The sequence below is a fragment of the Streptomyces sp. G7(2002) genome, from assembly GCF_028870195.1.
Taxonomy (GTDB): Bacteria; Actinomycetota; Actinomycetes; order Streptomycetales; family Streptomycetaceae; genus Streptomyces; species Streptomyces nigrescens.
The window spans coordinates 3,848,274-3,862,328 of sequence record NZ_CP102609.1 but is presented as its reverse complement, the minus strand read 5'-3'; the positions used below and the strand labels follow the sequence as shown (position 1 = coordinate 3,862,328).

13 protein-coding genes are annotated in these 14,055 nt (G+C 70.8%); 10 read left to right on the top strand and 3 right to left on the bottom strand.

Annotated features, from left to right (window positions below):
• Position 1: 1 nt before the first annotated feature.
• Positions 2-469, bottom strand: a complete 468-nt coding sequence (locus tag NUT86_RS16005) for an Lrp/AsnC family transcriptional regulator (protein WP_069567503.1) — start codon at positions 467-469, stop codon at positions 2-4.
• A gap of 129 nt (positions 470-598) precedes the next feature.
• Here NUT86_RS16005 and hppD point away from each other — a divergent pair, with 129 nt between their 5' ends.
• The 8 genes from hppD (at position 599) to NUT86_RS15965 (ending at position 10,177) form a co-directional block, all read left to right on the top strand.
• Complete coding sequence (hppD, locus tag NUT86_RS16000; protein ID WP_018091281.1) at positions 599-1,753, top strand: 4-hydroxyphenylpyruvate dioxygenase; 1,155 nt, start codon at positions 599-601, stop codon at positions 1,751-1,753.
• 67 nt (positions 1,754-1,820) lie between these two features.
• Positions 1,821-3,185 carry an FAD-binding oxidoreductase gene (locus tag NUT86_RS15995; protein WP_018091282.1) on the top strand — a complete coding sequence of 455 codons (1,365 nt, stop codon included), beginning with the start codon at positions 1,821-1,823 and terminating at the stop codon, positions 3,183-3,185.
• A gap of 258 nt (positions 3,186-3,443) precedes the next feature.
• Positions 3,444-4,271 carry an FAD binding domain-containing protein gene (locus NUT86_RS15990; RefSeq protein WP_274735886.1) on the top strand — a complete coding sequence of 276 codons (828 nt, stop codon included), beginning with the start codon at positions 3,444-3,446 and terminating at the stop codon, positions 4,269-4,271.
• Complete coding sequence (locus NUT86_RS15985) at positions 4,268-6,994, top strand: molybdopterin-dependent oxidoreductase (RefSeq protein WP_274735884.1); 2,727 nt, start codon at positions 4,268-4,270, stop codon at positions 6,992-6,994. The genes NUT86_RS15990 and NUT86_RS15985 overlap by 4 nt, the downstream gene beginning before the upstream one ends.
• A complete protein-coding gene (locus tag NUT86_RS15980; protein WP_018091285.1) occupies positions 6,991-7,962 on the top strand; it encodes an antibiotic biosynthesis monooxygenase in 972 nt (323 codons plus the stop codon). The genes NUT86_RS15985 and NUT86_RS15980 overlap by 4 nt, the downstream gene beginning before the upstream one ends.
• A 65-nt stretch (positions 7,963-8,027) precedes the next feature.
• On the top strand, positions 8,028-8,351 hold the full coding sequence (locus NUT86_RS15975) for a hypothetical protein (protein WP_093646489.1): 324 nt from the start codon (positions 8,028-8,030) through the stop codon (positions 8,349-8,351).
• A 10-nt stretch (positions 8,352-8,361) separates the two neighbouring features.
• On the top strand, positions 8,362-8,655 hold the full coding sequence (locus NUT86_RS15970; protein ID WP_018091287.1) for a ribosomal protein L7/L12: 294 nt from the start codon (positions 8,362-8,364) through the stop codon (positions 8,653-8,655).
• A gap of 76 nt (positions 8,656-8,731) precedes the next feature.
• Positions 8,732-10,177, top strand: a complete 1,446-nt coding sequence (locus NUT86_RS15965) for a dihydrolipoyl dehydrogenase family protein (RefSeq protein WP_018091288.1) — start codon at positions 8,732-8,734, stop codon at positions 10,175-10,177.
• A 77-nt stretch (positions 10,178-10,254) separates the two neighbouring features.
• Here the strand turns inward: NUT86_RS15965 and NUT86_RS15960 are convergent, their stop codons facing one another.
• Positions 10,255-10,731 carry an SsgA family sporulation/cell division regulator gene (locus tag NUT86_RS15960; protein ID WP_018091289.1) on the bottom strand — a complete coding sequence of 159 codons (477 nt, stop codon included), beginning with the start codon at positions 10,729-10,731 and terminating at the stop codon, positions 10,255-10,257.
• A 237-nt stretch (positions 10,732-10,968) separates the two neighbouring features.
• On the opposite strand from NUT86_RS15960, the gene NUT86_RS15955 reads away from it, so the two are divergent.
• Together NUT86_RS15955 and NUT86_RS15950 are read left to right on the top strand one after the other, a co-directional pair.
• Entirely contained in the window at positions 10,969-12,546 is a 1,578-nt protein-coding gene (locus NUT86_RS15955; RefSeq protein WP_274735879.1) for an RDD family protein, read from the top strand.
• A 90-nt stretch (positions 12,547-12,636) separates the two neighbouring features.
• Entirely contained in the window at positions 12,637-13,443 is an 807-nt protein-coding gene (locus NUT86_RS15950; protein ID WP_026169913.1) for an RDD family protein, read from the top strand.
• On the opposite strand, the gene NUT86_RS15945 is transcribed toward NUT86_RS15950, so the two are convergent.
• Positions 13,435-13,785 carry a hypothetical protein gene (locus NUT86_RS15945; RefSeq protein WP_018091292.1) on the bottom strand — a complete coding sequence of 117 codons (351 nt, stop codon included), beginning with the start codon at positions 13,783-13,785 and terminating at the stop codon, positions 13,435-13,437. The two genes, NUT86_RS15950 and NUT86_RS15945, sit on opposite strands and share 9 nt — an antisense overlap.
• Positions 13,786-14,055: the final 270 nt, after the last annotated feature.

Sequence of the window (14,055 nt, the reverse complement as noted above, 5' to 3'; positions counted from 1 at the left end):
TTCAGTCTCCCGATGCCTGTTTCACCAGCGGGATGATCCGCAACGGAACCGGATTTTCCATCACGATTGCCGTTGAGGCCCGCACAATCCCATCAAAGCCCACAACCCGGTCGATCACCCGCTGCAGATCGGCGTTGGAACGGGCGACAAGCCTGCAGAGCATGTCCCCATGTCCCGTCGTTGTATGCAGCTCCAACACCTCGGGAACGGTCGTCAAGTGAGCACGTACGTCATTCCCTTGGCCTTGTTTGATCTCAAGCGTCGCGAATGCGGTCACGGGGTAGCCGAGCGCCGCGGGGTCCACGTCCGGCCCGAAGCCCCGGATCACTCCATTCGACTGAAGCCGGTCGAGCCGGGCCTGGACCGTGCCGCGCGCCACCCCCAGCCGCCGGGACGCCTCCAGGACGCCGATCCGCGGCTCCTCGGCGAGCAGCTCCAGCAGCGCCCCGTCCAAATGATCGATCGCCATCGGTCGCCCCTTCCTTTTCGATGGTCATCATGTACAGATAGCCCGGCGATGCCGCCCTTTTGCTAGTCATAATGCCCAGAGGATTCGCGAACTATTGCGCACCTTGTGGATCGGAGAGACTCTGCGGCCATGGCAGACACCACGATGCACACTCAGCCCACCACCCCCAGCTCGGCCCGGCAGGCGGACCCCTTCCCGGTCAAGGGGATGGACGCGGTCGTCTTCGCCGTCGGGAACGCCAAGCAGGCCGCGCACTACTACTCGACCGCCTTCGGCATGAAGCGCGTCGCCTACTCCGGTCCGGAGAACGGCAGCCGTGAGACCGCGAGTTATGTGCTCGAATCCGGCGGCGCCCGGTTCGTGTTCACCTCCGTCATCAAGCCCACCACCGACTGGGGCCACTTCCTCGCCGAGCATGTCGCCGCACACGGCGACGGCGTCATCGACCTCGCCATCGAGGTCCCGGACGCCCGCGCCGCCTACGAGCACGCCGTCGCCCAGGGCGCCACCGGCCTCGTCGAGCCCCACGACCTCAAGGACGAGCACGGCACCGTCGTCCTCGCGGCCATCGCCACCTACGGCAAGACCCGGCACACCCTCGTCGAGCGCTCCGGCTACGACGGCCCCTACCTGCCCGGCTTCACCGCCGTCGAGCCGCTGGTGGAGACCGGACCGCGGCGTTTCCAGGCCATCGACCACTGCGTCGGCAACGTCGAACTCGGCAAGATGAACGAGTGGGTGGCCTTCTACAACAAGGTCATGGGCTTCACCAACATGAAGGAGTTCGTGGGCGACGACATCGCCACCGAATACAGCGCGCTGATGTCGAAGGTCGTCGCCGACGGCACCCTCAAGGTCAAGTTCCCGATCAACGAGCCCGCGATCGCGAAGAAGAAGTCGCAGATCGACGAGTACCTGGAGTTCTTCGGCGGCCCCGGCGTCCAGCACATCGCGCTGGCCACCAATGACATCGTCGCCAGCGTCCGGGCGATGCGCGCCTCCGGTGTGGAGTTCCTGGACACCCCCGACTCCTACTACGACACCCTCGGCGAGTGGGCCGGCGAGACCCGGGTGCCCGTGGAGACGCTCCGCGAGCTGAAGATCCTGGTCGACCGCGACGAGGACGGCTATCTGCTGCAGATCTTCACCAAGCCGGTCCAGGACCGGCCGACCGTGTTCTTCGAGATGATCGAGCGGCACGGCTCCATGGGCTTCGGCAAGGGCAACTTCAAGGCCCTCTTCGAGGCCATCGAGCGGGAGCAGGAGCGCCGCGGCAATCTCTGAGCCTCAGGGGCCGCCACGGGCCGTACACGATCTTCCGTGTACGGCCCACGGATGCGAGGCTGAGGGTATGGACCTCATCGCACGGCTGCGCGCCGGACTCCCGGGGGAAGCGATCCTCACCGACCCCGACGTCACCGGCTCCTACGCCAATGACATGGCGAGCTTCTGCGAGGCCGGGACGCCCGCCGTGGTCGTGCTGCCGCGCACCGTCGAGCAGGTCCAGCACATCATGCGGACGGCCACCGAGCTGCGGGTCCCGGTCGTCCCGCAGGGGGCGCGTACGGGGCTGTCGGGCGCCGCCAACGCCTCCGACGGCTGCATCGTGCTCTCGCTGGTCAAGATGGACCGGATCATCGAGATCAACCCCGTCGACCGGATCGCGGTGGTCGAACCCGGTGTCATCAACGCCGTGCTGTCCCGCGCGGTGAACGAGCACGGGCTCTACTACCCGCCGGACCCCTCCAGTTGGGAGGAGTGCTCCATCGGCGGGAACATCGGCACCGCCTCCGGCGGCCTGTGCTGCGTCAAATACGGCGTCACCGCCGAGTACGTCCTCGGCCTGGACGTCGTTCTCGCCGACGGGCGGCTGCTGACCTGCGGCCGGCGCACCGCCAAGGGCGTCGCGGGCTATGACCTCACCCGGCTGTTCGTCGGCTCCGAGGGAAGCCTGGGCATCGTCGTCCGCGCGGTGCTCGCGCTGAAGCCGGAGCCGCCCGGGCAGCTCGCGCTGGCAGCGGAGTTCCCCTCCACCGCCGCCGCCTGCGAGGCGGTCTGCGAGATCATGGCCCGCGGCCACGCCCCCTCGCTGCTGGAGCTGATGGACCGTACGAGCATCCGCGCGGTCAACGACATGGCCCAGATGGGCCTCCCGGACAGCACCGAGGCGCTGCTGCTGGCCGCCTTCGACACCCCCGAGCCGGCCGCCGACCTCGCCGCCGTCGGCGCGCTGTGCACCGCGGCGGGCGCCACCGAGGTCGTGCCCGCCGAGACCGCCGCCGAGTCCGATCTGCTGCTGCAGGCCCGCCGGCTGACCCTGACCGCGCTGGAACGGGTCAAATCCGCCACGATGATCGACGATGTGTGCGTACCGCGCTCCCGCCTCGCCGAGATGCTCGACGGCACGGCCGCCATCGCCGAGAAGTACGACCTCACCATCGGCGTCTGCGCCCACGCCGGGGACGGCAACACCCACCCCACGGTCTGCTTCGACGCCGCCGACCCGGACGAGTCCCGCCGGGCCCGGGAGTCCTTCGACGACATCATGGCGCTCGGCCTGCAGCTGGGCGGCACCATCACCGGTGAGCACGGCGTCGGGGTCCTGAAGAAGGAGTGGCTGGCACGCGAACTGGGGCCGGTGGGTGTGGAATTGCAGCGCGGTATCAAGGAGGTCTTCGACCCGCTGGGCATCCTCAACCCCGGAAAGCTTTTCTGAGCCACGGGCCCTGGAAATACCCTGGCCGTGCGGCGGCGCATTTTACTGCTGGCCGCGCGCACCCGCAGAGAGCGCGCATTCCCGCCGCATCCCTGGCGTGGCGAGCCCGGCCCCTTCTGCCTATCCTGAACAAGAATATCTGCGCCCGCCGGTCCTTCCCTGAGCAATTCGACCGCAGCGGCCACACAAGGATTCCGCCGCTTGAGGCCGCGTCGTTCCCCGCGCACACGATGTTCGTCGTGAGGGAGACCCGTTCCCATGGACCTCAACACCGTCACCGAAGTCGTCCGGCGGCCGTCCGACCGGCCAGGCGCGGACTGGCGCGCGGGGGATGCCTGGCTCGCCGGCGGCACCTGGCTGTTCTCCGTGGAACAGCCGGACCTGCGCCGCCTGGTCGACCTGACGGCGTTGGGGTGGGAGTCCCTCGTCCCGGGCGACGCGGGCCTCGGCATCGGCGCGACCTGCACCATCCGCGACCTGTACGCCTGTGCGCTGCCGGACGAGTGGAGCGCGGGCGGCATCGTCGCGACGAGCTGCGAGGCCTTCCTGTCCTCGTTCAAGGTCTGGAACTCGGCGACCGTCGGCGGCAATATCTGTATGTCCTTGCCGGCCGGCCCCATGATCACGCTGACGGTCGCGCTGGAGGCACAGTACGAGCTGTGGGCTCCCGACGGGTCCGCGCGCACCGTCGATGCCCTCGCCTTCGTCACCGGCAACAATGAGAATGTGCTCGCCCCCGGGGAAATCCTGCGGCGCATCGACATTCCGGCGCACGCCCTGAAGAAACGCACCGCGCACCGCCGCTTCTCCCTGACCCACCTCGGCCGTTCGACGGTATTCCTCATCGGTACGCAAACGCCGGGCACGAACGACCTGCTGCTCACCCTCACCGCCGGCACCACACGGCCGGTGCGCATCGCCTTCGACTCCATGCCCGACGCCCGGACCCTGCAGCAGAGCATCGACGTCATTCCCTCCGATGTCTGGTTCGACGATCCCAATGGGACCCCCGACCACCGCCGCCACCTCACACGGCATTTCGCCGAAGAGATACGTCATGAACTCATGGCTGGGGGACCGGTATGACCTACCTCGTGAACGGCAGGAGCTTCGACGAAGAACCGGAGCCCGGCCAGTGTCTGCGCACCTTCCTCAGGGCACTCGGCCATTACGGCGTCAAAAAGGGCTGTGACGCGGGCGATTGCGGCGCCTGCACGGTGTGGCTGGACGGCGAGCCCGTCCACAGCTGCATCACCCCCGCCTTCCGCGCGGACGGCCGTGAGGTGACGACGATCGAAGGAATCGGATCACCCGGCCATCTGCATCCGGTGCAGCGGCAGTTCCGCGACGCCCCGGGATTCCAGTGCGGTTTCTGCACCGCAGGGATGATCATGACGTCGGCGACCTTCACCGAGGCCCAGAAAGCGGACCTGCCACGGGCGTTGAAGGGCAACCTCTGCCGCTGCACCGGCTATCGAGGAATCGAGGATGCCGTGAAAGGCGTCGCCGGCGTGGCGGAGGCCGCGCCGGGAAAGGCCGTCGGGACGAGCGTCAATGCGCCGGCCGCCGAGGATGTCGTCACCGGGCGCGCGGAATTCACGATGGACACCCATATCGACGGCATGCTGCACCTGAAGGTGCTGCACTCACCCCACGCACACGCCCGGATCGTCTCGATCGACAAGACCGACGCACTCGCGGTCCCCGGCGTACACCGGGTCTACACCTGGGAAGACGTGCCGCGCCGGCGCTTCACCACCGCGATCCACACCGACCATCTGGTGGATCCGGACGACACCCACATCCTCGACCGCACGGTCCGCTTCGCCGGGCAGCGCGTGGTCGCGGTCCTGGCCGACTCGGTCCGGGCGGCGGAAGAGGGCTGCCGGCGGGTCGCCGTGGAATACGAGGTGCTGCCGGCGGTATTCGACCCCGAAGAGGCCATGGCCGACGGGGCGCCACAACTGCACGAGGCGGTCGATCCGTTCGTCCTGGACCCCGTCCACAACACCCTGGTCGAGATCCATTCACAGATCGGCGATATCGACGCGGGATTCGCCGAGGCGGACGTGATTCATGAGGGCACGTACTTCTCCCCGCGCGTGCAGCACGCGCATCTGGAGACCCATGGCTCGATCGCCTGGATGGAGAACGGCCGGCTGAACGTCCGCACCAGTTCACAGTCGCCGTCGATCGCGAAGGTCAAACTGGCCCATCTGTTCGCGCTGCGCCCGGACCGGCTCCGGGTGTTCTGCGCACGCGTGGGCGGCGGATTCGGCGGCAAACAGGAAGTGATCTCGGAGGATCTGGCCGCGCTCGCCACCCTGGACACCGGGCGCCCGGTCTCCTTCGAATACACCCGGGAGGAGGAGTTCACCACCGCCTCGCCACGGCATCCGATGACCTTGACGGTCAAGCTCGGCGCGAAGGCGGACGGCACGCTCACGGCGTTCCAGGTCCGCAATGTGTCGAACACCGGCGCCTACGGCAATCACGCCGGCGAAACGCTGTACGCGGGCGGCGCCGCCGTCATGATCTACCGCTGCCCCCACAAGAAGTACGACGCGTTCTCCGTCTACACCAACACCGTGCCGAGCGGGGCACTGCGCGGTTACGGAATGACGCAGCCGGCGTTCGCCGTGGAATCGGCGATGGACGAACTCGCCCGCGCGCTGCACATGGATCCGCTCGCACTGCGACGGCGCAATATCGTGCGGCCCGGCGATCCGCTTCTCGCCCTGCACGAGGGCCCCGACGACGTGGTGTTCACCGAGGACGGACTCGGGAAATGCCTCGACCTGGTGGGCGAGGCCATGGCCCGTACCGCCGGGGAGCCGTCCCCCGGCCCCGGGTGGCTGGTCGGGTCCGGTGTCGCGAGTTCCCTGCACGAGACCGCGCCGCCGACCGAGCACCTCTCCGAGGCCTGGGTCACGCTGGGCGACGACCTCATGTACGAACTGGCCGTCGGCACCGTCGAATTCGGCGAGGGCACGTCGACCGCGCATGTCCAGATCGCCGCCAACCAGCTGGGCACGACGCCGACGCGGATTCGCCTGGTGCAGTCCGACACCGACCGCACGGGATTCGACACCGGAGCATTTGCCAGTGCGGGGCTCTTCGTGGCGGGCAACGCCGTCCTGCGGGCGGCCAACGCCGTGCGCGACCGCATTCTGGAAAGTGCCGCCGCGTACACAGGGACCCATGTCGTGATGTGCTCGATGGACGACGACGGGGTCCTCTGCGGTGACCGGCGGGTCTCGCTGGCCGAACTCGTCGCGGCGGCCCGCGCGCGCGGAATCCGCTTCACCGCCGCCCGCAAGGCCTATGGCTCGCCCCGCAGCGTCACCTCCAATGCGCAGGGCTTCCGTATCGCCGTTCACCGGGTGACGGGGGAGATCCGCATCCTTTACAGCGTCCAGGCGACCGACGCGGCCGTCATCATCAACCCCGCGCAGGTCCGCGGACAGGTGGAAGGCGGTGTCGCCCAGGGAATCGGCTTCGCCCTGACCGAGAATCACCAGGTCGACGCGGACGGTGTCATGGTCAACCCGAATTTCCGCAATTACCGCATCCCCGCCTACGCCGACATCCCCCGCACCGAGGTGCTCCTGGTGGACTCGGCGGATTCCGTCGGGCCCCTGCGGTCGAAGGGGATAGCGGAATGCTGTATCAACCCGGTGGCCCCCGCGTTGGCGAACGCGCTCCACGACGCCACGGGCGTCCGCTACCGGGCACTGCCCCTGACCCCGGAACGCATTTACCGACAACTGAGCGAAAGCGCGGCAGTGACGACGGGGCTGAGCACATGACCACCGAAAAGCCCCAGGGCACCGAGGCGACCGTCATCATCGGCCAGAAGATCCGGCACGGACTGGAGCCGGAATTCCACGCATGGCAGGAGGAGCTCAATGCCGCGGCCGCCGGCTACGCCGGATTCCTCGGCGCCGAGATCTCCCCGCCGACACCCCTCCAGCCCGACTGGGTGGTCGTCTACCGGTTCGACTCGATAGCCCACCTGCAGGCGTGGATCAACAGCGCCACCCGGCAGCGCTTTCTCGACAGCGGCAGCAAATATCTGGACGGCCCCGCGACCCAGCAGGTGGTCAGCGGCGGCACCCAGCAACCGGACCCGCTGGTGACCGTGGTGGTCACCCACCGCGTCCACCCGGACCACGTCGACGCCTTTCTCGCCTGGCAGCGCCATATGACCGAGCAGGAGAGCACCTTCGAAGGATTTCGCGGAACGGAGCTCTTCCGCCCCGTCGAAGGACTCCAGGACGAATGGACCACGCTGTACCGGTTCGACAGCGCCGAGCACCTCGACGCCTGGCTGACCTCGGCCGAACGGAAGGAAGTCCTCGCCGAGGGCGAGAAGTTCCACGACTTCCGCATGCGCACCATCGACAACTCGTTCGGCAGCTGGTTCGCCTTCGAGGAGAACGGCAAGGAAGCGCCGCCGCCCTCGGAGACCAAGACCTCCGTCGCGGTCTGGGTCGGCCTCTACCCGACCGTGGTGCTGCTGACGCTCGCCCTGTCACCGCTGCACCTGCCGCTCTGGCTCGGACTGCTCATCGGCAACCTGCTGTCGAGCTTCATCATGAGCTTCCTGACCATGCCCTTCTACGTGAACCCACTGCTCAGGCGGTGGCTGCGGCCCCGCCCGGAGGCACCGCCGGCACGGACGAACCTCGTCGGACTCGGCCTCGTCACCGCGGTGATGGTGTTCTGGGCGGTGGTCTTCTTCCTCGTCACCACCCAGATCTGGCATCTGCCCTGACCAAACGCCCCTCCCGGCCCGTGACCCGGATGTACACGGCAGGGGAAGGACGGTTGACTGCCCCCATGACGATCCACGATCCGCACAGACCCGGCGAGGGAATGGTCACCTTCCGGGTGACCGGCCAGGGCGTCGACGACATCACCTACGCCGTCCAGGCGCTGGGGGACTCCGGCAGTGAAGAGCAGGTGACCCGGCCGGAGTTGCCGTGGTTCGTGGTGACCGACGCGCGCGGGGTGGGCGCCATGCCGATGCTCACCCTCACCCTCGACGGGCCGGACGCCTACGCCGAGTGCGAGATCCTGACGGACGGAGCGCCGGCCGTCCGCGGCACCGTGCACGGCCCGGCCGCGACTGCCGTGTTCATGGCACGCGCGGCCGCCTCATAGGGTGATCGCCATGGACTCCGTACTGCCCGTCGTCATCGCTCTTCTCGTGCTGGCCGCCATCATGCTGGTCTCGGCCACCGACCGCCGCTCCAGGTCGCTGGAGCGCCGGCTCCGGCAGCTGGAGGGCAAGGTGGACCTGCTGCTGGCGCACGCCGGCATCCAAGAGCCGCAGGACGCCCGAATGGCCGAGATCGACCAGCTGCTGACGCAGGGCAAGAAGATCCAGGCGATCAAGGTGCACCGCGAGGCGACGGGCTCCGGACTCGCCGAGGCCAAGGAAGCGGTCGAACGCCGGATGCGCTGACCGCGCGTTGGGCCGAGGATGGCCAGAAGGACCCGCCCCGCGGGCCACCTCATGCCCACGCAGGAAGCGAGAGCCGATGGCAGCGACCGAAGCCACCAAAGCCGCTGATGAGGCGTATGACGTCATTGTGCTGGGAGCGGGGCCGACCGGTGAGAACCTCGCCGACCGGGCGCATGCCGCCGGGCTGAGCGCCGTGGTCGTGGAGAGCGAACTGGTCGGCGGCGAATGCTCCTACTGGGCGTGCATGCCCAGCAAGGCCCTGCTTCGCCCGGTCACCGCCCGCTCCGAGGCCCGCCGGGTGCCCGGCCTCAAGGACGCCGCGGACGTGGCTCTGGATGCGCCCGCCGTACTCGCCCATCGGGACGCCTTCACCTCCTACTGGAAGGACGACGGGCAGGTCCGCTGGCTGGACTCGCTCGGCATCGACCTGGTGCGCGGCCAGGGGCGCCTCGCCGGGCCCCGCAGAGTGGTCGTCGACGGCGGCCGGGTGCTCACCGCACGGCATGCGGTCGCGGTCTGCACCGGCAGCCGCGCGGTGCTGCCCGGCGTCCCCGGGCTCGCCGAGGCCAGGCCCTGGACCAGCCGTGACGCGACCAGCGCCAAGAGCGTGCCGGGCCGGCTGGTGGTGGTCGGCGGCGGTGTGGTCGGCGTCGAGATGGCCACCGCCTGGCGGGCCCTGGGCGCGTCCGTGACGCTGCTGGTCCGCGGCGACGGGCTGCTGCCCCGGATGGAGCCGTTCGCCGGCCACCTCGTCGCGGAGTCGCTCGCCGAGGCGGGCGTCTTCCTGCGGACCGGCGTCGAGGTGCGTGAGGTACGCCGGGAGGCCCCCGGCGGCCCGGTCACCGTCCTGCTGGACTCCGGCGACGAGATCGTCGCCGATGAGCTCCTGATCGCCACCGGCCGGGCCCCACGCACCGAGGACATCGGCCTGGACACGGTCGGCCTGGCGCCCGGCTCCTGGCTGGACGTCGACGACAGCTGCCGGGTGACGGGGGTGACCGGCGGCTGGCTCTACGGCGTCGGCGACGTCAACCACCGCGCGCTCCTCACCCACCAGGGCAAGTACCAGGCCAGGATCGCCGGTGCCGCCATCGCCGCACGCGCCCGGGGCGTCCCGATCCTGGAGTCCGACCGCTGGGGCGCGCACGCCGCCACCGCGGACACCCTCGCCGTCCCGCAGGTCGTCTTCAGCGACCCGGAAGCCGCCTCGGTGGGCCTGACCGCCGCCGCGGCCGAGAAGGCCGGATACCGCACCCGGGTGGTCGACCAGGACCTGGCGTCCGTGGCCGGGGCGTCCCTGTACGCGGACGGCTACCGCGGCCGGGCCCGGATGGTCGTCGACCTGGACCGTGAGGTGCTGCTCGGCGCCACCTTCGTCGGTGCCGGCGTCGGCGAGCTGCTGCACTCCGCGACGGTCGCGGTGGCCGGTGAGGTCCCCATCGAGCGGCTGTGGCACGCGGTGCCCTCCTACCCCACGATCAGCGAGGTGTGGCTGCGGCTGCTGGAGGCGTACCGGGGCTGAGGCGGCGCCGTGCCGTACGGCGTCGGGCACCGGCCGCCTCGTCACGCCCCGTCCCCCGGAGGCCCGGCCCGTCACCCTTACGCCCCTGGCTCCGGGGACTCGTCCGCGGGCCAGGGGCCGCCCGGCCGCAGCTCGTCCCCGGACGCCATCGCGAACAGGTCGCTCAGCCCTTTGTCGAGGCCCAGATGCCTCTGCTCCGACCCCGGCGGGACCACCCGCAGGGTGCGCTCCAGCCACCCCGAGACCGCCGCGGCCGGCGCCTCCAACAGGGCCCGCCCGTCCGGCGAGTCCAGCGCTATGCAGACCAGGCTGCGGCCGTCCAGCTTCGTCGGCCACACCCGCACATCGCCGTCGCCGCACGGCCGGAACACGCCCTCGACGAGCAGTTCGCGGGCGAACGTCCAGCTGACGGGGGAGTCCGAACCGATGTGAAAGGTGACATGGACGGCGTACGGGTCATCCGTCCGGTACCTCAGCCGGGCCGGCACCGGAATGCTGCGCTCCGGCGACAGGACCAGGCCCAGCTCCAGCTCTCGTTCCACCACGGTGTGCATGGCGTCCGCCTCTCTTCGCTTCCTGCGGGCCCCCGATACCGGGCCCGCACGGAGAGAGAGCGGCCAACCGCCGAACCCTTACACGACTTCGTACAACTTTTTTCCCGCGCCTCTTCCAGGTGGTCGTCGGCGGGCACGGCCACCGCGGGAACCCGGGGTCTGATAGATGTGGACGCCGCGTTGCGGCAGACTGCACCCCACACCCACCAGGCCGAGTACAGATACGGGACTACGGATATGAGCGCTCCCACCTCAGGATCCGCCGGCGGCAGCCCCACGCCAGGCTTCTACCCGGACCCGTCCATCCCCGGCTACATCCGGTACTGGAACGGTGCCGCGTGGGTGCCGGGCACCAGCCGGCCGGCCCCCGCCGAGGGCGAGGCGATGCCCGCCCCACCGCCCGGTGCGGCCCCGTCGCCCGCCCCCGCCGTCGAGGAGACCGGCCCGGTCTTCTTCGACGAGGAGGAGGCGGCCGGCGGCTCCGCGGTGCCCGCCGTACGCCAGAGCGGTGAGGTCGCCGACCGGCCCGTGAGCTGGGACGACCCGGCCCGGCTGCACGGCAACAGCCCCGAGTCGGCCGCCGCCTGGCAGGCCGATGCCTCCCGGCAGAGCGGATTCGGCGGCGAGCCCGACCGCCGGATCTCCTGGGGTTCGCCGGACCAGGCCCCCGCCGGTACTCCGTCGGGCGCCGCCTCCTGGGGCGCGGTGCCGCCGCAGCGTGAGGAGCGGGGCGCCGACGCCGGAGCGGGTGAGGTGCCCGGCACCTCCTCGTCCGCCTCGCGGGGACCGGGCGTCCCCTCCGACGGGACGGTCGCCATCCGCGCCGTGAACCCGGCCGCCCGCCGCGGCGGGAACTCCGGCGACCAGGGCACCACCGCGATCCGCGCGGTCCGGCCCGGCGGCGGCAAGCCCGCCAAGGGCCCCGAGACGATGGCGATCCGCGTCGCGGGCGGCGGCCGTACCCCGTCCGAGGCGCCCGAGGACGGCTCCCCGCAGTCGCTGCCGGCCGGCGGCGACCGGCAGCACAGCCGCCCCGCCCCGCAGAGCCAGGCCCCGCAGCAGGCCCCGGCTCCGCAGCAGGCTCCGGCCCCGCAGACCGCGGCCCCGCAGACCCCGGCGCCCCAGAGCCCGGCCCCGCAGCGTCCCGCCCCGCAGGCCCCGGTGCAGCAGCAGCCCGCCCCGCAGACGTCCGCCCCCGCGGCCGGTCTGCCGCCGCAGGGCGGTGCCGCACCGGCCCGGCCCGGTCCGCAGGGCGCCGACGCCGACGGGGTCATCCCCTGGAAGCCGCCGGCCGCCGCCGACCCCTTCTCGGCGCTGGCGCAGGCCGCGCAGGGCCATCCGGCCGGCCTCGGCCGCAGGTTGGCGGCCCGGCTGATCGACACCCTGGTGCTGGGCGCGCTCACCGCCGCGGTCGCCGTCCCCATGTGGGGCACGGTCACCGACCACCTCGACGCCAAGGTGGAGGCCGCCAAGCAGTCCGGCCGCCAGGTGACGGTCTATCTGATCGACGGCACGACCACCCCGGTCTTCGCCACCATCCTGGCCGTCCTGCTGATCGGCGGGGCGCTCTACGAGGCGCTGCCGACCCTCAAGTGGGGCCGCACCCTGGGCAAGAAGCTGTGCGGCGTACGGGTCCTGGACATCGAGAGCCACGACACCCCGGCCCTCGGCGCCGCGCTCAAGCGCTGGTTCCTCTACAGCGTGCTCGGCATCCTCGTCGTCGGTGTGCTCAACGTCGTCTGGTGCCTGTTCGACCGGCCGTGGCGCCAGTGCTGGCACGACAAGCTGGCACGGACCTTCGTCGCGGCCGGCTGACCGCCGCCGGGCCGCCGCCGCGGCCGCATCCGTTCCCCCGAACGGACCTCGCCGGATGCGGCGGGCCGCGACAAGGGGTCGACTCGGGCCATGAGTACCGACCAGCCCCGGCCCGGCCCCGGTGAGCCGCCGGAGAACGACCCGTTCCTGAAGAAGCCGCAGGAGCCCCCGGGAGGCGGCGCTCCCCGCAACAGCTCTCCCCGGGAGAACGGCTCGCCCCGTAACCACGCTCCGCACGGTGGCGGTACGGGGGGCAGCGGTACGGGTGGCGGTGAAGGCGGTGCACCACCCCCGGGGGGACCGCCGCCCGGGGGCACCCCGCCCCCCGCAGGGGGCCCGTACGGCGGTGGCCCCTACGGCGGCGGCCCGTATGCCGGCGATCCCTACGGCGGGCAGTACGGAGTGGCCGATCCGCTGGCCGGGATGCCGCCGCTGGCGAACCGCGGCCGCAGGCTCGTGGCGCGCATCATCGACGCGGTGATCATCGGGGTGCCGGTCTGGCTGATCATGACCGCGATCGTCGGCGGGGTGGACTTCTTCACCACCGACGGCGAGATGGCCGGCCGGCAGTCGACGGTCTCGGGCGTCACCCTTCTGGTGTACCTGGTCTACGAGGGGCTGATGCTCAGCAGCCGCGGCCAGACCGTCGGCAAGATGGCGATGAAGATCCGGGTGGCGATGCTCGCGGACGGTTCGGTCCCGCACGGCCAGCCCGGCTGGGTCCGGGCCGCGGTCTATTCGCTCCCGGAGATCATCCCGTGCTGCGGTTTCATCTTCTGGCTGATCAACGTCCTGTGGTGTACCTGGGACAAGCCGTATCAGCAGTGTCTGCACGACAAGGCGGCGAAGACCGTGGTGGTGTCCACGGAGACGGAGCCGCCTGCCGGCTCAGCGTGAGTGTTCGCCGATCCGGGCCTCACCCGCGCCCGCGGTGACGCCGCCCCAGGCGGTGCGCCGCGGCGCGCCCGCGGGCCCAGGGCGCCCGGACGGCGTCGGAACGGCCTGCAACGGGGCGGGCGCGGCGGGCGACCCGTTCCGTACGACATGCCGGCGGACCACCCGTGACACCCCGGGCATCGGCACCGTCATGGCGACCAGCAGCCCGAGCCCGAGCCCGGCGATGGCGATGACCGCGACCCCGATCCCGGTCTGCGTCTGCGACAGCAGCAGCATCGCGAGGGTGGAGAAGAAGACGGTGGCCGAACCGTAGGCGAGCTGTGCGGCGGTCGGACGAGGCATGGCGGAATCCGTCCTCGGAGGGTCGGCAGGGGGGTCGGTCAGGGCGCGCCGGAAAAGGAGCCTACGGTCGTCATTGCCCGAGCGGAACGCCGAGTAAGCGTGACCTAACCCACGGCTCGGGGCACAGGGGGCGCACAACGCCGCCGCGGCTGTGCCGGCGGCGGGACGTCATGGCTGCTGGGGGCGGGGGCGCATGCCCAGCAGGCATATACACCCGGCCCCTGCCCGGTGATCCGGCGTCCGGCGCGATGCCGTCGCCCGATGTCCGAT